This is a genomic window from Longispora albida DSM 44784, assembly GCF_000379825.1.
GTDB classification, from domain to species: Bacteria; Actinomycetota; Actinomycetes; order Mycobacteriales; family Micromonosporaceae; genus Longispora; species Longispora albida.
In genome coordinates this window covers 326,437-349,014 of record NZ_KB903836.1, presented here as the reverse complement: position 1 = coordinate 349,014, position 22,578 = coordinate 326,437, and the positions used below count along the sequence as shown (strand labels likewise).

Here is a 22,578-nt window from a genome sequence, read left to right as displayed (position 1 = left end):
AGCAGCGCGGAAGGCCCGCCCACGTACAACTCCGGTACGTGGGCGGGCCTTCCTCTTGTCATTCCCGCCCTGGAAGGCCCCGGGCGGCCCTCCGCGGAATCCTCGCCCGCGTGCGCGACCTCGGTGCCGCCCTCATCCGGTCATGACCTGACGAGGCGCACGCCGGTCGTGAGCAGCCAGACGAGCCAGGCGAGGAACCCCAGGAGCCCGGCGAAGATCAGCGGCGATCCGTCGGCGATCGCGAGACTGCCCGGCCCCGCGGCGAGCAGCAGGCTCCCGCCCGCCATGCCCAGCAGGCGCTGCCAGGCCGCAGTCAGCCCGCTCGCGTGCGTGGCGAGGGCCAGGCCGATGCAGGTGGTGCCGAGCATCGGCAGTGCCAGCGCGTACGCCGCCGCGTGAATCTGCCAGATGAGCCCGAACGCGGGCGTCGGCTCGGCGAGCCCGTCGGCGGCGAGCGCGAGCCCGATCTGCAGGACGTTGACAAGCACGAAGATCGCCGACAGCGTCGCGCCAGCGGCCACGGCAAGGCGCGACCAGTCGGTGCCCGCTCCGCCGCGCCGCGCCAGGAGGCCGTGCAGTCCCGTCACGAACACGAGCAGCAGGGGCAGGTACAGGGCTACCAGGCCGGACTCGATCGCGACCGCGTCGCGGTTGGCCTGGTAGTAGGCCAGCACTTTCTCGATCGGAGCGTCGTAGGGCGGCGCGCCCGTTACCGCAAACAACACGTTCTCTGTCACCACCAGCACCGCGAACGCGATCGCCGCAGCGCCGACGAGCCGGCCTCGGACGAACCGGCTGCTGGCTGGCGTGGTGGAGGTGTTCTCCGGTGGTCTCATCACTACCCCTTCGTTACGTCCGAGCCGGGGCCCCTCGCCGTCTCGTACACTGTACGTCGTACACCGTACTATGGGTCGTACGCTGTACGATCGTCAAGCCGTCCGAGGGAGCGAGGAGACCCGTGTCCGCGAGAGAACAACGCCAGGCCGCGTCAGACTCCGGGCTGAACAAGCAGCGCGTGGTGGCCGAGGCGATCCGGCTCGCCGACCATGAGGGGGTCCACGGGCTGAGCATGCGCCGGCTGGCAGGCGCGCTCGGCGCGGGCGCGATGTCGCTCTACTACTACGTGGCGAGCAAGGAGGAGCTGCTGGACGCCATGATCGACGTCGTGTTCGAGGAGATCGAGCTCCCGCCAGAGAAGACTGGCTGGCAGTCGGCGATGCGGCGGCGGTCGATATCCGCCCGGCAGGTTCTCGCCCGCCACCCGTGGGCGATCGGCCTGATGGACGCGCGGACATCGCCGGGGCCCGCGCACCTCCGCCACCTCGAAGCGGTCACCGCCTGCCTGCGGAGGGCTGGCTTCTCTGTCCTGATGGCGACGCACGCCAACTGGTTGCTCGACAGCTATGTCTACGGGCACGCCCTCCAGGAAGCCAGCGTGCCGTTCGACACCGCCGGTGAGCTCGCGGACATGGTCGAGGACGTCTACCTGCCCCAGCTTCCTCCCGAAGAGTTCCCCTATCTCAACGAGTCCGCCGCGACCCTCGCCGCCTCCGGCTACGACCCGGCGGAGGAGTTCCTTTTCGGCCTCGACCTCATCCTGGCCGCCCTTGAGCCCCTGAGAAACTCCGCATAGCGACACTCGCGGGCCGCCACCCTGCTGAGGCCAACCACCTGAACTACCCCTCAGATCAAGAGCATCATTTTGTACGAGGCACCGCAGCCCCCCTTCACTCCACATGAGACAGCTGGCCAGCCCGCCGCAGTGGACGGGCTGCTGCACACTGGCACGGTGCGAGCGAACACGAAACGGCTGACCGTCGCGGGCGCGGCCCTGCTGGCCTGGCTGATCCTGGCTGCCATCGCCCTGTACCCGCCCGAGAGCGACCGGCCGGACAAGGGCACCCCGACCCTGCCGGTGAGCTTCCCGGGCTACTCGCCGCTCACCGGCGCTGTGGGTGACAGCCCGCCCGGCCGGGTCATCGCGATGTACTCCAGCGGTACCGGGCACGAGGACTTCACCTTCGCCCAGCGGGTCGTGGCCGGTGCGTACAACAACACGTACCGTGAGGTGACCCAGGCGAGCACAGCCGACCATCCGCAGCTCTCGCCGAACGGCACGCGCGTCGCGGTCGGCGGTGCGGGGCGCCAGGCGGAGGTCCGGATCGTGGACCTGGTGACCGGGCAGGTCAGCCTCTACAAGGGACCGGCCAGCGGCGGGGCGTTCCCCGTCGCGTGGTCCCCCGACAGCCGTCACCTCGTGTACAACACGCACGAGGCCAGCCGGATGGACCCGGTCGCGCGGGGCGTGTGGATCCTGGACACCCTGACCGGGAAGCACTGGCAGATCCGGCCCGGCTCGATGCACGACGACAGCCGGTACAACCGGGCGGCCTTCTCCCCCGACGGGCAGCGGATCGCCGTGCAGAACGGCCGGGGGCTGACGATCGTCGGCCTGGACGGTGCGGCCGCGAGCACGAAGGAACTGAGCAACGGGCAGCACCTGACCGGGCCCGCGGCGTGGAGCCCGGACGGGACGCTGCTGGTCCTGATGGAGTACGAGCAGGACCGGACCGAGAGCCACTACCACGGCGGCGGCGCGAGCTTCGTGTTCCTCGACGTGGACGGGTACGCCGAGCGGGTGCCCGGCCCGATCCCGGCGAAGAACCTCGTGCCCCGCAACACCGGCCGCGAGGTGCTGGGCTGGCGGTCGGGGTCGGCGTTCCTGGCGAGCAGCGGCGACGTGGACGGGACGACGTCCAACCTGATCATCGAGGTGCAGCTGACCGGCGAGCACAAGGTGATCAGCCGGTTCGAGGTGGGACGGCGCGACGATCTCGCTGTGGGTGACGTCCAGCTCGCCACGGGCCTGCTGCGCGGTTCGGTGCGCCGGTCGGCAGGCAACATCCAGCGGGGGCCGTGGCCACTGTGGACGCGCGCCGCCGGTATCGGGTTCGCTGCTGTGCTGCTGGTCCCGGTGGCCTGGTGGGCGTTGCGCCGCCGCCGGGTACACACTCCGAGGCCTGCCGCTCCCGGGGCCTGGTAGCGGCGCACCTCCCGAACGCCGGACGTGCCTGGCTCCCGCCGTGCATGCTGGGGGCGGGAGCCGGAATCCAGCCGGCGGGAGGGAGCGGCATGCCCGTCCGGCAGCGAGCAGTGACCGGCCTCGGGCTGCTCGCGGTCGCGGTGCTCGATCGGGTACACGGAGCAGGCGAAAGTGCCGCATCGAGCTTGGGAGCCAACCGTGGGTACATCACAGCAGGAGCCGTCGCGCCGGGCCGTCCTCGGCGCTGCCGGGTTCGGGGCAGCCGGTGCGGTGCCGCGCAGCACCGAGCCGCGGTGGCGGGTGGCTCCCGACGACGTCCCGCACGCCCGCACGTGGATGTCGTGGCCGGCCAGCCGTTCGATCTGGGGACGTGATCTCGCCGGGGCGCAGGCCGACATCGCGCTGATCGCCCGCACGGTCGCGGCGTACGAGCCGGTGGTGATGTGCGCGGCAGGCCAGTACGCGGCGGCGGACGCCCGGGCGCTGTGCGGGCCGCAGGTCACCGTGACAGGCGAGATCCCGGCCGACGACCTGTGGATGCGTGACACGGCTCCGGTGTTCCGGCGCGACGGGGCTGGCGGGGTGGACACGATCGGTCTCCGGTTCAACGGGTGGGGCCGCAAGCAGCGCCACGCCACCGACGCGCGGGTGGCCGGATACGTCGCCGGGTACCTGTCTCTGCCGTTCACGACGGCGGGCTTCGTCGGCGAGGGTGGCGCGATCGAGACCGACGGGGACGGGACGGTGATGGCCACGGAGAGCAGCCTGGTCAACAAGAACCGCAACCCGGGCATGAGCCGCGCCGACGTGGAGCGGGCCGTGCTGCTGGCCTACGGCGCGGACAGGATGATCTGGGTACCGGGCATCAAGGGCCAGGACATCACCGACGACCACATCGACGTGACCTCGCGGTTCATCCGGCCGGGCGTGGTCATGGTCCAGGTACCCCCGGCGGACCGCACCGACGTGTGGGCGAAGGACGCGCGCCAGCAGCTGGCGATCCTGTCGGCGGCCACCGACGCCCGGGGACGCCGGCTCCAGGTGATCCAGGTCGGCGGGCCGGTCAGGACCCGGGCGTCCGGTGACCAGTTCGTCGACTCCTACCTGAACTTCCACGTCGTCAACGGCGCGGTGATCACGGCACAGTTCGGCGACCGGGTGCGGGACGAGGCGGCGAAGGCCGCGCTGGCCGGGGCGTTCCCGGGCCGGGTGGTCGTGCAGCTCGACGTGGACCGGCTGATGGCGGGCGGGGGCGGGATCCACTGCTCGACGATGCAGGAACCGGCCGCCTGAACCCCTGCCAGCTTTACCCTGTAAGTACCAGAAAATCTGATTGTGGATGGGGCCTTCCGTGCGCACACCCGCCACCCTGACCCGCAGAAGCGTCCTGGTGGCCCTGGCCGCCCTGGGCCTGGGCGGATGCACCCCGCTCGGCGAACCGGGCGGGGCTGACGACCCGGCCACCGCGCAGCCAGGCAGCCGGCGGCTCGGCGCGGAATGGGACAACCACGCGCGGACCTTCATGGCCTGGCCGGCCTCCACCGGCATCTGGGGTCCCGACCTGACGGCCGTCCGGGAGGACGTGGCGCGGATCGCCCGCGCGGTGGCCGGATACGAGCCCGTCGTGCTGCTCGCCCGGCCCGCGCAGGCCGAGGAGGCCCGCCGGGCGTGCGGATCGGGGGTGGAGGTCGTCCCGGTCCCCGTCGACGACCTGTGGGCCAGGGACACCGTGCCTGTCTTCGTCGAGGATCAGGGCAAGCTCGCCGGGGTGGACCTCAACTTCAACGGGTGGGGCGGCAAGCAGCAGCACCCGAACGACGGGAAGGTCGCCCGCGAGGTGCTGGCGAAGTACGGCATCCGGCGGATCGAGACCCCGCTCGTGGCCGAGGGTGGCTCCTTCGAGACCGACGGGCAGGGCACGCTCCTGGTCACGGAGAGCTCGCTGGTGCACGGCAAGCGCAACCCGGGCCGGTCGCGCCAGCAGATCGAGGCGGACCTCGTGGCGGCGTTCGGTGCCAGGAAGGTCATCTGGCTGGCCGGGGTGCGCGGCGCGGACATCACCGACGCGCACGTGGACACCCTGGTCCGGTTCGCCGCGCCCGGCGTCGTGCTCCTGGACAAGCAGGCTCCCGGCGGGCCGCCCGACGTCTGGTCACGGTCCATCGACCAGGCCAGAGGGGTACTCGCCGAGGCCACCGACGCGCGGGGCGGGAAGCTGGAGGTCCTCGACCTGCCCCAGCCGGACCCGGAGCTGATCCGGGGCCGTGGTGAGGAGTTCGTGTCCTCGTACGTCAACTTCTACGTCGCCAACAAGTCGGTGTTCCTGCCCGGGTTCGGCGACGCGAAGGCCGACGACCGGGCCAGGGGCATCCTGCGCGAGCACTTCCCCGGCCGCGAGGTCGTCGCGCTGCCGATCGACGCGATCGCGGCCGGCGGCGGCGGGATCCACTGCGCCACCCACGACCAGCCCGGCAACTAGCCGACAGAGACCGGCCTGCGATTCTCCGATGTGGATATAACTGTCCGCATGACCGGAGACCGGTACGAGGGCAGCTTCGCGGCCGGGAGCGCCGGGGCGTTCGGGCCGGGCGCGACAGCCCAGGTGCACAACCACTACTGCCGCCCGGCTTCGCCGTATGTCCTCCAGCCGCACAGAGACGAGCCAGCCGGGCTGGCCGAGCTGCGGGAACTCCGCGACCAGCCGAGCAGGCTGCTTCTGGCCCGGCGGCAGGCCGTCCCGTTCTCCGGCCACGAGGACCTGCTGGAACGGCTCACCGCCTGGCTGGAGGGGGACGGCCCGGCGGCGTGGCTGTTCCACGCGCCCGGCGGGCAGGGCAAGACCAGGCTGGCCTCGCACGTCGCTAGCCTGGCTGCCCGGCGGGGCTGGACGGCCGTGTGGGCACAGCACGGTACCGGCGAGCATCCGGGCGCGCCGCCGGAAGGACCGGTCCTGGTGGTCGCCGACTACGCTGACCGCTGGCCCGCCGAGGACCTCGGGCGGCTGGCCGGCGACCTGGCCCGGCACGAAGGCCCGGTCCGGATCATCCTGCTCGCCCGGTCGGCGGCGTTCTGGTCGCACGTGGACAGTCACTGCGAGGACCTGGGTTACGCGACGGCGGCGAGCGGCCTCGCTCCGCCCGCCGGTGCCCGGCGGCAGCTGTTCGACGCGGCCTGCGCCCGGTTCGCGGAGGTGTACGAGCTGGAGCCCCGCTCCTTCGATCCGCCAGGAAGCCTGGCAGCCCCGGAGTACGGCCTGACCCTCGCCCTGCACATGGCGGCCCTCGCTGCCGTCGACGCGGCGGCCAGCCACACCGAGGCGCCGTCCGGCCCCGCGCGCCTGTCCGAGTACCTGCTGAAACGGGAGTCCCGGCACTGGTACGGCGGCGACGCCCGCCGGGCGGTGTTCGCGGCGGCGGTACTCGGCCCGGCCAGCAACTCCGCCGCCCTCGCGGCCCTGGAGGCAGTCGGGCTGCCCAGCGCGCAGGGCTGGACGAGACAGGGACTGCTCGACGAGCACACCCGCCGGTACCCCGCCCCCGGTCAGGCCACAGTCCTCGAACCCCTCTGCCCCGACCTGCTCGCCGAGGACTTCATCGCGCTCACCCTTCCCGGCAGCGAGGACAGCGTCTTCGCCGACCCGTGGAGCACCGAGGCACTGCGGACGATGACCAGCGGGGACATCGAGGCTCCTGTGTGGACACCGCGCGGGCTGTTCTTCCTGATCGCTGCGGCCCGGCGCTGGCCGCACGTCCGCACAGGGCATCTCGAACCGCTGCTGCTGGCCGATCCCGCGCTGGCCGTGGAGGCCGGCCAGGCCGGGCTGACAGCGCTGGCCGAGGACCCGGCGATCAGCGTGGAGGTCCTCGCAGCGGTCGAAAGCGCGTTCCCGCCGGCCGGGGAACGCCACGCCAGCCTGGATCCCGGGCTCGCCGCCGTCAGCAGGCGGCTCGCCGGGCACCGGGTACCCAGGACCGCCAGCCCGGCGGAACGCGCCCGGATCCACCACGAGACGGGGCTGAGGCTGGGCGTCGCAGGCCGGTACGAGGAGGCGCTGTCCGCGCACCAGGAATCGGCCCGGCTGTACCAGCTGCTGGCCGACGTGGAGCCCGGGTACCGCAGCAGGCTCGTCGCGGCGATGTACAGCCTCGGCAGCTGCCTGGTCGACGTGCACCGGTACGACGAGGCGATCGATACCCTCCGCTCGGCGGTCGCCCAGTGCCGGGACCTGGTACGGGAAGAGCCCGGCAGGCACGTCCACACCCTCGGGGCCGGACTGTGCGGCCTGAGCCGCAGCCTGGCCTGCCTGGGCCAGTACCGTGAGGCCTTCGACGCCATCCGGGAGGCGGCCACCGTCTACCGGGGGCTGGCCGGGGCCGCCCCTGGCAGGTTCCTCCCCGACCTGGCCCAGGTCCTCGGCAACCTCGGGAACGGGCTGCTCGGCCTCGGCCGCCACCAGGAGGCGCTTGCGGCCTTCGAGGAGTCGTTCGTCCTCTACGGACGGCTCGCCGCGCGCAGCCCGGCACAGTACCGGCCGGACGTCGCCAGGGCACTGGCCAACCTCGCCCGCGCGCAGCTCCTGATCAGGAAGGACCTGAACCAGGCGCTGGCCGACATCACCCAGGCGATCGGCATCCAGTCGCCGCTCGCCGAACAGAACCCGGAGGCGTACGGCCACATGTTCTTCCTCATGCACCAGGTCCACCAGGCCGTCCTCACCGAACTCGGCCGGGCATGAACCGGTACGAGGCCTCGCTGTCACCGGGCAGTTCCGTCGCCCAGGGGCCGGGCGCGGTGGCCAGCACGCACAACTACTACGGGGCCGACGGCCCGCCGTACGTCTTCCAGCGGCACCGCGACGAGCCAGCGAGCCTCGCGGAGCTGCGCGCGATGCGCGGCCAGCCGAGCAAGCTGCTCCTGGCCCGGCGGCAGGCGATCGCGTTCACGGGCCGCGCTGACCTGCTGCGACGGCTCCGGGCCTGGCTCGACGGCGACGGCAGGGCCGCCTGGCTGTTCCACGCACCAGGCGGCCAGGGCAAGACCCGGCTGGCCTCCCACCTCGCGACCCTCGCCGAGCAGGACGGCTGGACGGCGGTGTGGGCGCGCCACCGCACCGAAGGCAGGCCAGCTGAGGTGTCACCCGTCCCGGCAGGCCCGCTGCTGGTCATCGCCGACTACGCGGACCGCTGGCCTGCCGGGGACCTGCAAGCCCTGCTCAGCAGCGTTTCCGGTGCGCGAAGGGTCCGGCTGGTCCTGCTCGCCCGCTCGGCTGCCTTCTGGCCGCAGGCAAACAGCCACTGCGACGATCTCGACATCACCACCCGCAGCGAGGCCCTGCCATCCCTCACCGGCACGGAGGCCGGCCGCCGGGAGATGTCCGACGCCGCATGCGCCCGTTTCGCGGGGATATACGAAGCCCCAGAGCAGATTTCCCCTGTACCGGGGCCACTGTCCGACCCCGACTACGCCCTCACCCTCGCCCTGCACATGGCTGCCCTGGCTGCCGTCGACGCGACCGTCCACAACGAACACTCCCCCGCCAGCGCGGCCGGCCTCTCCGAGTATCTCCTCAAGCGCGAAGCGAAACACTGGCACCGCCTGTACGGAGCCGGCGGCGTGGACGACGCCCGCCGCACAGTCTTCACCGCGGCCCTGCTTGGCCCGGTCGGCAACGCCTCCGGCCTCGTCGCGCTGACCACCCTCGGCCTCCCCGCCGGCCACAACCGGACCGCACAGGAACTCCTCGACGCCCACGCCCGCTGCTACCCCGCCGCCGGCCACTCCCAGGTCCTCGAACCCCTGTACCCGGACCGGCTCGCCGAGGACTTTATCGCCCTCACCCTGCCGGGTGACACGGGAAGTCCCTTCGCTGACCCGTGGAGCGCAGAGGCGGTACGGACCGTGTCCACAGGCGGTATCCCGGCTCCCGTCTGGACCCCGAGGCCCCTGCTGTTCCTGGCAGCCGCCGCCCGCCGCTGGCCCCACGTCCGCACCGGGTACCTGGAGCCGATGCTGCGTGACGACCCGGCCCTCGCCCTCGACGCGGGTTCGGCCGGGCTGGCGGCGCTCGCGGAGGACGAGGACTTCGACCTGGCCGTCCTGGCCGCGATCGAGGACGAGTTCCCTGAGGCCCACGAGTCCTACTCCAGCATCGAAGTGGGCATGGCAGCTCTCAACGGCAGGCTGTTCGAACACCAGATCTCCACGGCATCCGACCCGGTCAGACGGGCTGACCTGCTGTTCCACCGCGGGCTGCGTCTCTACGCCGCCGGCCGCCCAGCCGAGGCACTCACCCACCTGCGGGAGAGCCTCACGATCTTCCGGGAACTCGCCGCCGCCCGGCCGGACGTCTACCGGCCAGCCGTCGCCGTGCTGCTCAACAACCTGGCCGGCAGCCTCACCGAGCTCGGCCGGTACGAGGAAGCGGTGGAAGCCCTCCAGGAAGGAGTCTCCATCCGTCAGGTACTCGCCCAGTCCGGCGACGACGAGCACCTCGCCCACCTCGCCCGCATGCTCGGCAACCTCGGCCGTAACCTGGCCGGTCTCGAACGCGACGCCGAAGCCCACGCCGCCCTCCGCGAGGCGGTCGCGATCATGCTCCCCCTGTTCCGCGACGACCCCGACACGTACCACACGGAACTCTCCGCGCTGCTGAACAACCTGGCCAACATCCTCGAACGGCTCGGCAGGCTGGACGAGGCGCTGAAGGTCGCCCAGAGTGCCGTCCGCATCACCCGGTCAGCGGCCGGCCGCGACCCCGAGCGATACCAGCTCCTCCTCGCCGCAACGCTCACCACTCTCGGCACCCGGCTCGCCGACACCGGCCGCAGCGCCGAGGCGCGCACCACACTGGAGGAAGCCGCAGCCATCGGCCGCGTACTCGCTGCGGCCAACCCAAGCCGCCACCAGGCAGGCCTCCTGCAGTCCCTCACAGCCCTCGCCCGCGTCCTTTGCGACGACCCCGCCAGCCACGAGGCCGCGCTCCCCGTCGTCACCGAAGCGATAGCCGTCTGCGAACCCCTGGCGGCTCGCAGCCCCGCCCCCTACACCGCCTTCCTCACCGGTCTCAGCAAAACCCGCCGGGACCTCATCGAGGCGTACGGACCAGGAACTGAATCAGCCGGGCGAGACTGACAGCGGCAGAGCACGAGCATGGCCGAGCGGCCGTACTCGCACCAGAACCGCCCTTGTGCAAACTACTTTGCAATGCAAAGCTATTGCCATGGGAGAGCAAGCGAAAGTGAACCTGGGACAGGCATCCACACCCGGCGAAGTTCTCGCGGCTGTTGACGCGTTGCGACGGCGTACTCGCTCGGCGCGGCATGCCTACTGGCTACCGCTCCTGCTGTTCGGGCTGCTCATCGTCCTGGCTGCCCCGTTGTACGCGGAGTCCGCAGATCCCGCGCTGATCCGCGCGCCCAAGCACAACCCGGCGCTCGCCGGCCTCGGCGGCGACCTCCTCGAACACTCAGGAGCCCTGGGCTGGTACTGGCTGGTGGCCCTCATCGCCGGTTACCTGGTCAGCCTGGCCTGGTACCGCTGGCACGGCAGCCGGGTAGGCGTGCGGACCTCCACCCGCGCGTACGTCACAGCGGGCGCGACCGGCATCCTGACCGGGCTGGCGCTGCCCATGGTGTTGCGCTTCGTGCTGATGAACTGGTACTCCAGCGACCTGGTCGGCTGGATCATCACGCCACTGTTCCGGGCCTGGAGCCTGGGGCTGTTCCCGCACGTCGCCATCGCGGCAGGCCTGTTCGTCCTCGCCCGGCTGGAACGTAGCCAAGGTCTCGTCGTCGTCGCCATATGCTTCGCCGCCGCGACAGCCCTGGTGAATCTCTACTTCGCGGCCACAGACCTCGGCACCGCCGACGTGAACCGCTTCGGCTACCTGATCGCCGCGGTCCTGCCCGCGCCCGTCCTGCTCATCGGCGGCGTCGTCGCCTACGCCGGTTCCCGGAAGAAGACGGCATGACCTTCCCGACGAACGGGCTCGACGACACCGTCCATCAACGGCACAGGCTCGGCATCCTCACCATCGCCGCCGAGGCCGACCGGGTGGAGGTCGCCTACCTGCGCGACGCCCTGGAACTCACCCCCGGCAACCTCTCCCGCCACCTCGACGTGCTGAACCAGGCCGGCCTGGTCGAGATCGAGAAAGGGTACGACGGCCGGCGGCCCAAGACGTGGATCAGGATCACCCCGCAGGGGCAGGCCGCGCTGGCCGCCGAACTCGACGCCCTGCGTGCGCTACTCCGCAGGCTCCAGGCCGAGCCGGGCTGACCACCTCGTCGCGGGTTACCGGGTGGGCGATGGACCGGGCCACGTCCAGCGCTTCTCCCACGTCAGAAGGCCAGGTGCGACGCGTTTCCAGGAGTCGTCTGCTGTCATCAGGCGCGATCCTGTCACCCGGTGGGGACAGATCCAGCGAAAGACCGGGGCGGGACATGGTCCACAATCACGAGCGAAAAGGATCATGAAAGCAGGGAGTCACGAGATGCGGGTGCTGTTCTCGGCGTACGGGCCGCGCGGAACCGTCGAGCCACTGGCGGCCCTGGCTGTCGCGTTACGGGATCTCGGCGCTGACGTGCTGATGTGTGCCCCGCCGGATGAGGAGTTCGCGGAGCTGCTGGCCGGGGCAGGGGTTCCGGTGGTGGCGGCCGGGGCACCGGTGCGGGAGCTGGTGACCACTGTGGTTCCGGGTTCAGCGGAGGGTCTGGCTCAGCGGGTCGCCGCCCTGATGGACGCACAGTTCGGGATCGTCGCGGCGGCTGCCGAGGGCTGCGACGCGATCGTGGCCACCGGGCCGCTGCCGGTGGTGGCCGGCGCGCGATCGGTGGCCGAGAAGCTGGGCATCCGGTACGTGCACGCCAGCCACACCCCGATCGGCCTGCCCTCGCCCGGCCACCGGCCGCCCGGACGGCGCGGCCGGCCGCTGCCAGCCGACGTCACCGACAACGGCGAGCTGTGGAAGCTGGACGCCGAGATCGCGCAGGACATGTTCGGCGCGGCGCTCAACGCCCAGCGGGCCACGCTCGGGCTCCCGCCGGTGGACGACGTCCGCAGTTACGCGTTCACGGAACAGCCGTGGCTGGCCACCGACCCGGTACTGAGCCCGTGGCAGCCGACCAGCCTCGGCGTGGTCCAGACCGGCGCGTGGGTACGGCGAGACGACCGGCCACTCCCGGCACAGCTGGAGGCGTTCCTCGCAGCCGGCGAACCACCGGTGTACGCGGGTTTCGGCAGCTCACCGATGAACGCGGCCCCGGACATCGCCCAGGTCGTAGCCGGGGCGGTCCAGGCGCAGGGCCGGCGTCTCGTACTCGCGCGCGGCTGGGCCAGCCTAGACCTGGCCGGTGACCACGGCGACTGCCTCGTGGTCGACGAGGTCAACCACGACGCACTGTTCGGCCGGGTGGCCGCTGTCGTGCACCACGGCAGCGGCGGCATCACGACGAGGGCCGCGCTGGCCGGTGTACCGCAGGTGGTCGTGCCCCAGGGCGCCGACCAGCCGTACTGGGCCAGCCGCGTCGCCGAACTGGGCATCGGAGTGGCGCACGACGGGCCAGCACCCACTGTGGACTCGCTGTCCCTCGCGCTCACCGCAGCCCTGGACCCCGACGTCCGTGCCCGGGCAGCCACAGTGGCCGGGACGGTCCGCCCCGACGGAGCCCGGGCTGCCGCCGCGAACCTGCTGGCCGGGGCATAGCCACTCTCCATGGTCCGGGTACCGGCAGTGACGGATCAACGATCGAGCTATAACTATCCGCATGGGAGACCGCTACGAGGGCCTGCTCGCAGCCGGCAGCGCGGCGGCGTTCGGCCCCAACGCCGCCGCCACTGTCCACAATCACTACGGCTCGGCCGAGGTCCCGTACGTCCTCCAGCAGCACCGTGACGAGCCGGCCGGCCTCACCGAGCTGCGGGAGATGCGCGACCAGCCCAGCAAGCTGCTGATCGCCCGCCGCCAGGCCATCCCCTTCACCGGCCGCACCGACCTCCTGACCCGCCTGACGGCCTGGTTCGCCAGCCCCGCCCGCCGCGCGGCCTGGCTGTTCCACGCCCCAGGTGGCCAGGGCAAAACCCGCCTCGCCTCCCACGTCGCGACCCTCGCCCAGCAGGACGGCTGGACAACCGTCTGGGCCCGCCACCGCCACGAAGGCAAGCTACCCGCCGACACCCCCGAGCCACCCGCAGGTCCTCTCCTGGTCCTCGTCGACTACGCAGACCGCTGGCCATCCGAGGACCTGCAGTCACTACTCAGCAGCGCGGCGCGCGCTGACCAGGTACGCGTCATCCTGCTCGCACGCTCCGAAACCTTCTGGTCCCAGGCCGACAGCCACTGCGACGACCTCGACTACCGCACCACCAGCGAAGCACTCCCGTCCCTGACGGACTCCGAGGCTGCTCGCCGCGAGATGTTCGACGCCACGTGCACCCGTTTCGCCGAGATCTACGAAACCCAAGACCAGGCTTTTCCCGTACCGGGTCCCCTCTCCGACCCCGAATACGCCCTCACCCTTGCCCTGCACATGGCAGCCCTCGCCGCCGTCGACGCGACCGTCCACAACGAACACTCCCCCGCGAACGCAGCAGGCCTCTCCGAGTACCTCCTCAAACGCGAAGCAAAGCACTGGCACCGCCTATACGGCCCCGACCGTCACGTCGACGCGCGCCGCATCGTCTTCGTCGCAGCCCTTCTCGGCCCGGTGGACAACGCGTCGGCCCTCATCACCCTGAAGACCCTAGGCCTGCCCTCCTGGCCAGGCTGGAGCCCTCAGCAGCTCACAGACCTCCACGCCAGGTGCTACCCAGCAGGCGGCCAGGCGCGTGTCCTCGAACCGCTGTACCCCGATCGGCTTGCTGAGGACTTCATCGCGCTCACCCTGCCGGGTGACACGGAAAGCCCGTTTGCCGACCCGTGGAGCGCCCAGGCGGTACGAACAGTGTCCATAGGCGACATCCCTGCCCCGGTATGGACCCTGAGACCCCTGCTCCTCGTGGCTGCCGCCGCCCGCCGCTGGCCCCACGTCCGCACCGGATACCTGGAACCGATGCTGCGCGACGATCCCGGCCTGGCACTGGAAATGGGGCCAGCCGGGTTGGTCGCGCTCGCCGAGGACCCGGCGGCCGATCTAGGCCTCCTTGAGCTGATCGAGAGGAAATTCCCGCCGACGAGCGAGTACCACAACAGCCTTGAGCTTGGCATCGCTGCGGTGAGCCGGCGGCTTTACAAGCATCGCGTCGGTCTGATCACCGACCCGGCCGGGCGGGCGAGCTACCACAATCACTATGGGCTGAGGCTACTGCGGGGAGAGTGGTACGAGCAGGCGCTGGTTGCCCTCCAGAACGCGGTCGAAAGCTGGCGGGCGGTCGCCGCAGCTGACCCGGAAGACCGCGGGCCGGACCTGGCGTTGGCACTGAGCAACCTCAGCAGCTGCCTGGCTTCTATGGGGCGGCGATCTGAAGCCTTGTCCGTTACCTGTGAAGCGGTGACGATCCTGCGGTCGGCCAGCCGCGTCAACTACAAAGCAGCGCGGAGCCTGTCAGCGGCATTGAGCGGACTGGCGGTAGGTCTGGCCGAGGTCGGCGACGACCACCAGGCTCTGGCTGCCAGCCAGGAGGCCGTCGCCCTGTCCCGATACATGGCAAGCGTCGACCCCAGCGACAGGAATCACCTCGCGGATGCCCTGAGCAATCTGTCTGCCGGACTAGCCCATCACGGAAACTATGCGGCAGCAGCTGATGCCGCACGGGAAGCCGTGCGGATCTGGGCGGGGCTGGCGCTGTTCCAGCCAGAGACCTTCCAGCGCGGCTTGGCGAGGTCCCTGAACAATCTGGGATCCTGCCTGCTCGAGCTGGGCCAGGTCAGTAACGCCCGGACGGCCGTCGAACAGGCGATCAACCTCGGCCGGCCACTGGCCAGAGCCAATCCGGGAGTGTACGAGCCCACTTTCGCGGACTTTCTGTGCACCCTGGCCAGAGTCCACGCGCGCAGCTCCGCATGGGACGAAGCGCTGACCGCGATCACCGATGCGATTGTGCTGCTGACGCCTCACGCCGAACGTGTGCCCGGCGCTCACAGTGGGCGGCTGCACCGCATGGTGGCATTCAAAGATGACCTGACGTCGCTCATCGAGCCAAACGGAACCGGAGCCTAGTGGCGGATGAGTACCCGCTCGACCGCATGATCGCCGCCCTTGCGCAGTACCAGGTTGGCCCGGCTGCGGGTCGGCCGGATGTTCTCGACGAGGTTGACCTCGTTGATCTCACGGAAGATGCGCTGGGCGGTCGCGACGGCCTCGGTGTCACTGAGTGAGGCGTACCGGTGGAAGAAGGACGCCGGGTTCGCGAAGGCCGTGCGGCGCAGCGTGAGGAACCGCTCGACGTACCACTGGCGGACGTGTTCCAGCCGGGCGTCGACGTAGATCGAGAAGTCGAAGAAGTCGGAGACGGCGAGCTGGCTGCGCTTGTTCGGCCCGGTGCGCGGGGGCTGGAGCACGTTGATGCCCTCGACGATCAGCACGTCGGGCTTGCGGATCATGACGCGCTCGCCCGCCAGCACGTCGTACGCGAGGTGCGAGTAGACCGGGGCTGACACGGCCTCGGCCCCGCCCTTGACCGCCGCGAGGAACTGGCGCAGCGCCCGCGCGTTGTACGACTCCGGGAAGCCCTTCCTGCTCATCAGGTCCCGCCGGGTCAGCTCGGCGTTCGGCAGCAGGAAGCCGTCGGTGGTGATCAGCTCGACGTGCGGGTTACCGGGGCCGCGAGCCAGGAGCTCGCGCAGGACGCGGGCGACGGTGGACTTGCCGACCGCCACACCGCCTGCGATCCCGATCACGAACGGCGCGTGGGCCGGGCCACGGGCGTCGACGCTGGCCAGCAGGGTGTCGAGCGCGTTCTGCCTGGCCTGCGTACCTGTCGCGTAGGCCTCGACGAGCAGCGCCACCGGCAGCAGCACCTGGGCCAGCTCGGTCGCGTCGAGCCGGTCGCCGAGGCTTCGGAGCGGCTCCAGCTCGGCCGGGGAGAGCCGGGAAGACCAGCCCGAGGCCAGCCGGGCCAGCGCCGAGCGCTCCAGCTCCCACCACGGCGCCGGTGCCGTCAGTGGTTCCGCGAGGTGCGTCATCCGGCCATATTCGCACTGGGAGGCTGCGACGTGAACGAAGTGTGAACTAGGTCGCGCGGCGTGGCGCGGGCAGGGCGTGGGGTTGCCCTTCGAAGGACTGCCTGCCGGTCGCCGACGTGGCGGGGGCATGGGGTTGCCCTTGGAAGGACTGCCTGCCGGTCGCCGACGTGGCGCGGGCAGGGCGCGGGGTTGGCCTTGGAAGGACTGCCTGCCGGTCGCGCGGCGGGGCCCGGGCAGGGCGCGGGGTTGCCCTTGGAAGGACTACCTGCCGGTCGCGCGGCGGGGCCCGGGCAGGGCATGGGGTTGGCCTTGGAAGGACTACCTGCCGGTCGCCGGTGTGGCCCGGGCGCGGGGCAGGCGGACCTCGGCTCGCAGGCCTGGGGCGGCGTCGGCGAGGCGGACCGTGCCGCCGTGGGCGGTGACCAGTTCGCGGACGATGGCCAGGCCCAGGCCGGTGCCGGTACCGGCGCGCGAGGCGTCGAGCCTGGTGAACCGGGCGAACACCCGCTCACGGTCGGCTGCGGGGATGCCCGGCCCGTGGTCGGTGACCGTGACCAGCACATCAGGCCCGTCGCGCCCGATCGCGATGTCCGGCTCGGAGCCGGCGTGCAGGCGCGCGTTGCCGGCCAGGTTCTCGAAGACGCGGCGGAGTTCGTGCTCGTCGCCGAGGACCCAGTGCTCGCCGTCGAGGCCGAGGAGGGCCGCCACGTTGACCGGTACCCGCTTGGCCGGAGCCTCGCCCTCCACCCGCGCCAGGAGCAGCAGGTCGTCGGCGAGCCGGCCGAGCCGCTCGACGTCGGCGAGCAGCTCGGCGGGGTCGGCGGGGTCGTCGAGGTGCACGGCGACTTCGAGCTGGGTACGCAGGCTCGCGATCGGGCTGCGCAGCTCGTGGGCGGCGTCGGCGACGAAGATGCGCTGGCGGGTACGTGCTTCCTCCGCTGGCCGCAGCGCGCGGCCGATCACGACCCACCCGACGGCGACCATCGCGGCCAGCAGCACGGGGAAGGCGACCAGGAGGCTGGCTCCGAGCGCGCGGAGGATGTCCTCTGTGTCCCGGGCCGACACGACAACGAGGACGGTCTGCTCCCCCGCTGCCGCGCCGGCGACGATGACCGGGCCGTCGATGCCGGTGGGTGCGCTTTCCCGGTACACGGCCCGGCCGGAGCGCGCCTGGGCGGCGAGGTCTCCGTTCAGGACCGGGACGAGGCGGTCGGCGCCCATCGACGCGGCGAGGATCCGGCCTTCGCTGTCGAGGACCTGGACGACGGCCGAGCCGCCGGACGGGATGGGATCGGGCAGCTCACCGGCCAGGACGAGCTGGGCGGTGTCGCGGGCTGTCTGGTTCGCCGAGGTCTCCAGCGAGTGCAGCAGGGCGATCCGGAGCACGAGGACGAGGATCAGCCCGCCGATCGCGAGGACGACGGCCAGGCCGGTGGCCGCGATCAGGACGAGCCGGGTCCGCAGGTGCACGGTTCAGCTCCCGTCGTCGGCGAGCAGGTATCCGGCGCCGCGGACCGTCCGCAGGGTCCGCCGCCCGAACGGCACGTCGATCTTCTTCCGCAGGTACCCGATGTACACCTCGACGACGTTCGGGTCGGTGTCGGCGCCGGACTCCCAGACCTGGTCGAGGATCGCGAGCTTGGACTGCGCTGTGCCCGCGTGGCGCATCAGGTACTCCAGCAGTGTGTACTCGCGGGCCGTCAGCGTGATCGGCACCCCGCCCCGGCTGACCTCCCGGCTGGCCGGGTCCAGGGTGAGGTCTCCGGCGGTGAGGACGGCCGGGCGTTCCGGGGCTCCCCTGCGGAGCAGGGCGCGCAGTCTCGCCAGGAGTACCACGTAGGAGAAGGGTTTGGTGAGGTAGTCGTCGGCGCCGCAGTCGAGGCCGTCGGCCTGGTCGTATTCGCCGTCCTTGGCCGAGAGCATCAGGACGGGCACCCAGTTGGCCTCCTGGCGCAGGGTCCGGACCACCTGATAGCCGGACATACCGGGCAGCATGATGTCCAGGATAACGGCCGCGTAGCCGCCGAACCTGGCGGATTCCAAGCCGGTGAGCCCGTCGCCGGCCACGTCCACCACGAAGCCCTCGGCCTCCAGCCCCTTCTTCAGGGCCTTCGCCAGCCGCACCTCGTCCTCCACCACCAGCACCCGCATGCCGTCAGCCTGCCACGGCGGCGGAGCCCGGCCTGAACCGCTCTCAGCCTTCTCACAGTTAGGCTGGCGCACCATGGGGAGCATGACGAAGAACAAGGCACTGCGCTGGGCGGTACCCATCGGAGTCGTGGCGGTCGTCTCGGCGGTCGCGGGCTTCAGCCAGCTCGCCTCAGCACAGCCCGACCTGCCCAAACGCAGCGCCTCCCAGCTGCTGATGGACCTGGAGCAGGCCAGGCTCGACCCGCTCAGCGGCACGATCGTGCAGCGCGCGGACCTCGGGCTGCCGCCCATGCCCGGCGCCAGCTCCGAGCTGTCCTCGATGATCTCCGGCACGCACACGCTGCGGATCTGGTACGGCGGGCAGGACAAGGTGCGGCTCGCGCTGCTCGGCACGCTCGGCGAGTCCGACGTGATCCGCAACGGCAAGGATCTGTGGATCTGGTCCAGCCAGCAGAACAAGGCCACCCACTACGACGTACCCGCGGACAGCAAGCCCTCCTTCACCGACCCGAAGGAGCTGCCGAAGACCCCGCAGGAAGCCGCAGACGCGATCCTCGGCGCGCTCGACCCGACCACTGTGGTCTCCACGGGCGGCCAGGTGAAGGTGGCCGGGCGGCCGGCCTACGAGCTGATCCTCGCCCCGCGTGACCGGGCGTCGCTGGTCGGCTCTGTCCGGCTGGCCATCGACGGCGACAAGCACGTGCCGCTGCGCGTCCAGGTGTTCTCGAAGAACGCGGCGTCCCCGGCGTTCGAGGTCGGTTTCCAGCAGATCAGCTTCGACAAGCCGGGTGAGGAGCACTTCCAGTTCAAGCCGCCGGCCGGCGTGCAGAACGTGCCGGGCAAGGAGGACAAGGAAGAGGAGCCGGGCCGCAGGGAGCTGGAGCCGAAGATCGTCGGTACCGGCTGGACCAGCGTTCTCACCGCCAAGGTGGACGTGAAGAAGGAAGCTCCGGGGCTGCTGGGTTCCCTCGGCACCCAGGCCAGCGGGTCGTGGGGCACCGGGCGCGTCATCAGCTCCAAGCTGTTCTCCGTACTGATCACCGACGACGGCCGGCTCTTCGCCGGTGCCGTCGCTCCCGAGAAGCTCTACGAGGTGGCGAGTAAGTGAGTCTCGCAGTCAGCAGCGAGGGGCTGACGAAGCGGTTCCGGTCCGGCCAGGTCGCGGTGAACGCCGTGGGCCTGGCCGTACCGGCCGGTTCTGTCTATGGCTTCCTCGGCCCGAACGGCTCCGGCAAGACCACGACGATCCGGATGCTGCTCGGCCTGATCGAGCCGACCGCCGGCTCCAGCAACCTGCTCGGCACGACCAGCTTCGCGGCGCTGCCGGATGTCGGCTCCCTGGTCGAGGGCCCAGCTTTTCACCTGTACCTGTCGGGCCGCGACAACCTGCGCCGCCTCGACGCCGCCGACCGGCACGCCGACCCGGCCACGGCGGCCGCGCGCATCGACGAGGCCCTCGACCGGGTGGGCCTGCTGGCCGCCGCGCGCAAGCGGTACCGCGCGTACTCGCTGGGCATGCGCCAGCGTCTCGCCCTGGCCGGCACGCTGCTGCGGCCGCGTAAGCTGCTGATCCTCGACGAGCCGACGAACGGGCTCGACCCGCAGGGCACCCGCGAGGTCCGCTCGATCATCTCGGGGCTGGCTGCCGAGGGTACGACGGTGATGCTGTCGACCCACCTGCTGTCCGAAGTGGAGCAGATCTGCACGCACGCCGGGGTCATGCACCTCGGCAAACTCGTCGCGCAGGGCTCGCTGCCGGCGTTGCGGGCCGGATCGGAAACGCGGGTACGCGTCGAGACGAGTCATCCCGCCGAGGCCGGCCGGTGCCTGGAGGCCCTCGGCCTCAAGGACGTGTCGTCCGCGGACGGCGAGGCCCGGGGCCTGCTCGGTGACCTGGCGCCAGAGGACATCGTGGCCGGGCTGGTCCGCGCCGGCGTACCGGTGCGCGGGTTCGCCGTCGAGCGGCCCGGCCTCGAAGAGCTGTTCGTGCACCTGACCGGTGAAGGGTTCGATGTCAGTGGCTAGCCTCGCAGGTACCGGCAGGTTCTTCCGCTCCGAGCTGCTGCTGATCTTCGGGCGGCGGCGCAACTGGCTGGGGCTGGCCATCCTCGCGGTCGTCCCCGTGATCATCGCGGTCGCGGCCAAGGTGAACGCCCCGGGTGAGGACGAGGGTGGCTTCTTCGGCGGCATCACCACCAACGGGCTGTTCGTGGCGCTGGCCGCGCTGTCCGTCGAACTCGGCTTCTTCCTCCCGCTGGCGATCTCCACGATCGCCGGTGACGCGGTGGCCGGCGAGGCCAACCAGGGCACACTCCGCTACCTGCTGACGGTGCCGGTGCACCGGACTCGGCTGATCGCGGTGAAGTTCGCCGCGCTGGTGGTGTTCGCGGCCACCGCCGTGCTGACCGTCGTCGGAACCGGCATGATCGCCGGGCTGCTGCTGTTCGGCGGCGGGAAGATGACGCTGCTGTCCGGCACGGAGATCGGCTTCTGGGGCGGCCTGGGCCGGGTGGCGATGGTCAGCGGGTACGCGGCGGTCTGCCTGTCAGCGCTCGCCGCCATCGGCCTGTTCGTGTCCACGCTGACCGAGCAGCCGATCGGCGCGGGGATCGCCGTGCTGATCCTCTACATCGTCAGCCAGATCCTCGACACGATCCCCCAGCTCAGCGCGATCGGCCCCTACCTGCCGACGCACTACTGGTTCGCGTTCGGTGACCTGCTGCGCGACCCGGTCTCGTTCAACTCAGCCGGGCCCGGCCTGCTGTCCGCCGGGATCTACACGCTGATCTTCACGACGGCGGCGTGGGCGCGGTTCGCCACGAAGGACGTCACGAGCTGAGCGGCTGGGTACCCGGCGGGTACCCAGCCTTCGCCCGTTCTCAGCCTTTCGCTCTCAGCACCGTGAGGAACTCGCGCATCCAGCCCGGGTGGTCGGGCCACGCCCGCCCGGACACCATCAGCCCGTCGACGACGGCCTCGCCGTCCACGAACTCTCCGCCGGCCGCGCGCACATCAGGTGCCAGCGCCGGGTACGCGGCCGACCGCCGGCCCTCCAGCCCGCCTGCCGCGGCGACGATCAGCGCACCGTGGCACAGGTGCGCGATCGGCTTGCCAGCCTCGACGAAGTGCCGCACGATCCGCTGGCACTCCGGATCGTTCCGCAGGTACTCGGGGGCCCGGCCACCCGGCACCACGAGCGCGGCGAACCCGGCCGGGTCCACGTCGGCGAAAGCCAGGTCGGCCGGCCACGTCCGGCCCGGCTTCTCGGTGTACGTGTCAAAACCGTCCGTGAAGTCGTGCACGACGAACTGGAGCCGCTTGGCGCTGGGCGCGGCGATCAGCACCTCGTAGCCCTCTTCGAGCAGGCGCTGGTACGGGTACATCACCTCAAGGTCTTCCGCGGCGTCGCCGGTGACGATGAGCACCTTGACCATGATCACTCCATTCACTCGGATCACTCCGATCTGGCCTGATCTGTCCATCGTGGCCGAACGCGCACCGGAAATGAAGGGGAGAACGAAGGGGCTCCCCGGCCGTCTCGTCCCGGCCGGGGAGCTGTCTGCTGGCCGGCCGCCCGTCACCGTGAAGCAGAGCGGCGAGACCAGGGCCCCGGCCACGGCTGGCCACGCCCATGATGGTGCGCCGCGCCCCGCGCCCTGTCCAGTCTCCGTCCCACCCTGCACTGTGGTCCCGGGATCGCGCCGGCGTGTGCTCCCCGCGCCCGCCCGGTGGAGTGATCTCGTAGGATCTCGCCGTGCGCAGGATCACCCCCCTCATCCTCCTCGCTCTCGCCCTCGCCGGGTGCGCGGAGGACAAGCCAGCCGCCGAGCAGCCTCCGGCTGGCGGCAAGGCCACCGCCCCCATGTCGTCAGCGGCCCAGCAGGGCTCCCCCGGCGCGGCGACCCCCGGCGGTACCACCGCCACCGGGCGTCCGAAGGCGAGCCGCAGCCCGGTACCGAGCGCCACTGCCTGCGCCGTCAAGGCAGCCGACCTGCTGGCAGTGCTCAAACTCACCGATGTGTACACCCAGGCCGGCGAGCCCGCAGCCCTCAAGGAAGCGGTGTGCGCCGACAAGTGGGCCGTGGCCAGGGCTGACGGGCCCACGCAGACGATCCGCGTGCTGTTCGTGACCGAGAACAAGAAGTGGCGGCCGGTCAGCGCCGGCAGCTCCGGTTTCTGCAAGGGCCACGTGCCCGACGACGTCGCCCGCCGCTTCCCCGGCTGCGACGACATCTGAAAAGGAGGGGCAGAGCCCGGCACCGCC

At 71.2% G+C, this 22,578-nt stretch carries 19 protein-coding genes; 14 read left to right on the top strand and 5 right to left on the bottom strand.

Annotation, left to right across the window (positions count from 1 at the left end; genetic code table 11):
* Positions 1 to 140 precede the first annotated feature (140 nt).
* Positions 141 to 836 carry a DUF4386 family protein gene (locus A3G1_RS0127590; RefSeq protein WP_018352739.1) on the bottom strand — a complete coding sequence of 232 codons (696 nt, stop codon included), beginning with the start codon at positions 834 to 836 and terminating at the stop codon, positions 141 to 143.
* 122 nt (positions 837 to 958) lie between these two features.
* On the opposite strand from A3G1_RS0127590, the gene A3G1_RS0127585 reads away from it, so the two are divergent.
* From A3G1_RS0127585 to A3G1_RS0127540, 10 genes are all read left to right on the top strand, one after another.
* Entirely contained in the window at positions 959 to 1,633 is a 675-nt protein-coding gene (locus A3G1_RS0127585) for a TetR/AcrR family transcriptional regulator (RefSeq protein WP_018352738.1), read from the top strand.
* Positions 1,634 to 1,789: 156 nt separating this feature from the next.
* Positions 1,790 to 3,043, top strand: coding sequence for a TolB family protein (locus tag A3G1_RS0127580; RefSeq protein WP_157641435.1), 1,254 nt, complete (start codon positions 1,790 to 1,792; stop codon positions 3,041 to 3,043).
* 198 nt (positions 3,044 to 3,241) lie between these two features.
* Positions 3,242 to 4,336: an agmatine deiminase family protein gene (locus tag A3G1_RS0127575; RefSeq protein WP_018352737.1), complete on the top strand. Its 1,095-nt coding sequence runs from the start codon at positions 3,242 to 3,244 to the stop codon at positions 4,334 to 4,336.
* Positions 4,337 to 4,394: 58 nt separating this feature from the next.
* Positions 4,395 to 5,522: an agmatine deiminase family protein gene (locus A3G1_RS0127570; RefSeq protein ID WP_018352736.1), complete on the top strand. Its 1,128-nt coding sequence runs from the start codon at positions 4,395 to 4,397 to the stop codon at positions 5,520 to 5,522.
* Positions 5,523 to 5,570: 48 nt separating this feature from the next.
* Positions 5,571 to 7,778, top strand: a complete 2,208-nt coding sequence (locus tag A3G1_RS37155) for a tetratricopeptide repeat protein (RefSeq protein ID WP_051110681.1) — start codon at positions 5,571 to 5,573, stop codon at positions 7,776 to 7,778.
* Positions 7,775 to 10,174, top strand: coding sequence for a tetratricopeptide repeat protein (locus tag A3G1_RS37150; protein WP_051110680.1), 2,400 nt, complete (start codon positions 7,775 to 7,777; stop codon positions 10,172 to 10,174). Before A3G1_RS37155 ends, A3G1_RS37150 begins: the two co-directional genes overlap by 4 nt.
* An 88-nt stretch (positions 10,175 to 10,262) precedes the next feature.
* Positions 10,263 to 11,012: a spermidine synthase family protein gene (locus tag A3G1_RS0127555; RefSeq protein WP_051110679.1), complete on the top strand. Its 750-nt coding sequence runs from the start codon at positions 10,263 to 10,265 to the stop codon at positions 11,010 to 11,012.
* Complete coding sequence (locus A3G1_RS0127550; RefSeq protein ID WP_018352734.1) at positions 11,009 to 11,320, top strand: transcriptional regulator; 312 nt, start codon at positions 11,009 to 11,011, stop codon at positions 11,318 to 11,320. Before A3G1_RS0127555 ends, A3G1_RS0127550 begins: the two co-directional genes overlap by 4 nt.
* A 214-nt stretch (positions 11,321 to 11,534) precedes the next feature.
* Positions 11,535 to 12,746, top strand: a complete 1,212-nt coding sequence (locus tag A3G1_RS0127545) for a glycosyltransferase (protein ID WP_018352733.1) — start codon at positions 11,535 to 11,537, stop codon at positions 12,744 to 12,746.
* 61 nt (positions 12,747 to 12,807) lie between these two features.
* The gene (locus tag A3G1_RS0127540) at positions 12,808 to 15,198 is read left to right on the top strand and encodes a tetratricopeptide repeat protein (protein WP_018352732.1); all 2,391 of its coding nucleotides are present in this window, start codon (positions 12,808 to 12,810) and stop codon (positions 15,196 to 15,198) included.
* Here the strand turns inward: A3G1_RS0127540 and coaA are convergent.
* From coaA to A3G1_RS0127525, 3 genes are all read right to left on the bottom strand, one after another.
* On the bottom strand, positions 15,195 to 16,163 hold the full coding sequence (coaA, locus tag A3G1_RS0127535) for a type I pantothenate kinase (protein WP_018352731.1): 969 nt from the start codon (positions 16,161 to 16,163) through the stop codon (positions 15,195 to 15,197). The genes A3G1_RS0127540 and coaA overlap by 4 nt on opposite strands.
* Before the next feature lie 318 nt (positions 16,164 to 16,481).
* Positions 16,482 to 17,633 (bottom strand): sensor histidine kinase, encoded by a 1,152-nt coding sequence (locus A3G1_RS0127530; protein ID WP_018352730.1) that lies wholly within the window; start codon positions 17,631 to 17,633, stop codon positions 16,482 to 16,484.
* A gap of 3 nt (positions 17,634 to 17,636) precedes the next feature.
* Entirely contained in the window at positions 17,637 to 18,314 is a 678-nt protein-coding gene (locus A3G1_RS0127525) for a response regulator transcription factor (RefSeq protein WP_018352729.1), read from the bottom strand.
* Between the two features lie 73 nt (positions 18,315 to 18,387).
* Between A3G1_RS0127525 and A3G1_RS0127520 the strand changes: the two genes are divergently transcribed.
* Genes A3G1_RS0127520 through A3G1_RS0127510 form a run of 3 tightly spaced genes read left to right on the top strand, consistent with a single transcriptional unit; the run spans position 18,388 to position 21,153 of the window.
* Positions 18,388 to 19,422, top strand: a complete 1,035-nt coding sequence (locus A3G1_RS0127520; RefSeq protein ID WP_026212581.1) for a LolA family protein — start codon at positions 18,388 to 18,390, stop codon at positions 19,420 to 19,422.
* Complete coding sequence (locus tag A3G1_RS0127515; protein WP_018352727.1) at positions 19,419 to 20,339, top strand: ABC transporter ATP-binding protein; 921 nt, start codon at positions 19,419 to 19,421, stop codon at positions 20,337 to 20,339. Before A3G1_RS0127520 ends, A3G1_RS0127515 begins: the two co-directional genes overlap by 4 nt.
* A complete protein-coding gene (locus A3G1_RS0127510) occupies positions 20,332 to 21,153 on the top strand; it encodes an ABC transporter permease (RefSeq protein ID WP_018352726.1) in 822 nt (273 codons plus the stop codon). The genes A3G1_RS0127515 and A3G1_RS0127510 overlap by 8 nt, the downstream gene beginning before the upstream one ends.
* 40 nt (positions 21,154 to 21,193) lie before the next feature.
* Here the strand turns inward: A3G1_RS0127510 and A3G1_RS0127505 are convergent, their stop codons facing one another.
* Positions 21,194 to 21,748: a DJ-1/PfpI family protein gene (locus A3G1_RS0127505; protein ID WP_040480000.1), complete on the bottom strand. Its 555-nt coding sequence runs from the start codon at positions 21,746 to 21,748 to the stop codon at positions 21,194 to 21,196.
* Between the two features lie 320 nt (positions 21,749 to 22,068).
* Here A3G1_RS0127505 and A3G1_RS0127500 point away from each other — a divergent pair, with 320 nt between their 5' ends.
* Positions 22,069 to 22,551, top strand: coding sequence for a hypothetical protein (locus tag A3G1_RS0127500; RefSeq protein WP_018352724.1), 483 nt, complete (start codon positions 22,069 to 22,071; stop codon positions 22,549 to 22,551).
* Positions 22,552 to 22,578: the final 27 nt, after the last annotated feature.

Coding starts and splice junctions, on each gene's coding strand:
- A3G1_RS0127590 (WP_018352739.1), bottom strand. CDS start 836: ATGAGACCACCGGAGAACACCTCCACCACGCCAGCCAGCAGCCGGTTC.
- A3G1_RS37155 (WP_051110681.1), top strand. CDS start 5,571: ATGACCGGAGACCGGTACGAGGGCAGCTTCGCGGCCGGGAGCGCCGGG.
- A3G1_RS37150 (WP_051110680.1), top strand. CDS start 7,775: ATGAACCGGTACGAGGCCTCGCTGTCACCGGGCAGTTCCGTCGCCCAG.
- A3G1_RS0127555 (WP_051110679.1), top strand. CDS start 10,263: ATGGGAGAGCAAGCGAAAGTGAACCTGGGACAGGCATCCACACCCGGC.
- A3G1_RS0127550 (WP_018352734.1), top strand. CDS start 11,009: ATGACCTTCCCGACGAACGGGCTCGACGACACCGTCCATCAACGGCAC.
- A3G1_RS0127545 (WP_018352733.1), top strand. CDS start 11,535: ATGCGGGTGCTGTTCTCGGCGTACGGGCCGCGCGGAACCGTCGAGCCA.
- A3G1_RS0127540 (WP_018352732.1), top strand. CDS start 12,808: ATGGGAGACCGCTACGAGGGCCTGCTCGCAGCCGGCAGCGCGGCGGCG.
- coaA (WP_018352731.1), bottom strand. CDS start 16,163: ATGACGCACCTCGCGGAACCACTGACGGCACCGGCGCCGTGGTGGGAG.
- A3G1_RS0127525 (WP_018352729.1), bottom strand. CDS start 18,314: ATGCGGGTGCTGGTGGTGGAGGACGAGGTGCGGCTGGCGAAGGCCCTG.
- A3G1_RS0127520 (WP_026212581.1), top strand. CDS start 18,388: ATGGGGAGCATGACGAAGAACAAGGCACTGCGCTGGGCGGTACCCATC.
- A3G1_RS0127505 (WP_040480000.1), bottom strand. CDS start 21,748: ATGGTCAAGGTGCTCATCGTCACCGGCGACGCCGCGGAAGACCTTGAG.